We start from the raw sequence: 734 nt of genomic DNA on the forward strand, positions 1-734 counted from the left end.
GTGCAACGGCCATATACCCATTTCCCCAATATAGATAACTTTTGTTGGTTTTAGGATCATTAAATACATCAGGATCGATCTCCTGACCACCTTTTATTCCTTTTGGTTTGCTTGAAATTAAAGCCTTACCGCTATCTTTGAACGGACCGGCTGGATGATCAGCAACAGCAACTCCAATTTTCTGTGCTGCTGTGAAATAATAGAAATACTTATAAGCGCCGTTTACTTTCTTTTCGATAATGGTAGGTGCCCAGGCATTCTTTTTCGCCCACGAAACATCTTTCTCAAGGTCTAATATTTTACCTTCATCTGTCCAGTTAACGAGATCAGTTGATGAAAAACTTTTAAAATAGGTACCACTCCAGTTGTTAAAACCATCGCTGGTTGGATAGATGTAATATTTGCCTGTTTTATTGGAATATAAAATTTCCGGATCTGCGTAATAACCTTTTAAAACTGGGTTATTGGATACAGCAACACTTACCAAATAAGTTTTAGGTTGTTGATTGGCAATACTTACCTTAATTTTTACAGGGCCTTTAGTAAAATCTAATTTCCCTTTTGGTGCGATACTGATTTGATTAAAGGTATTAAACTGCGGATCAAAGGCTTTTAAATCTGTACCATAATTTACTGGCAGATAAAGTTTTTGGTTCACGGTATCTAAAACAATATTATTTTGGTTGATTGCCTTATTCTGTGCGCTTTGCAAAACAGATTCGACAGTATACCAC

At 36.2% G+C, this 734-nt stretch carries 1 protein-coding gene; it reads right to left on the reverse strand.

What is annotated here, in order from left to right:
- Nucleotides 1-734 (reverse strand): family 43 glycosylhydrolase (locus AC1DND_RS28885; protein WP_477586409.1); only part of this gene is annotated, 734 nt, incomplete at both ends.

Source organism: Pedobacter sp. 01N416 (assembly GCF_056399685.1).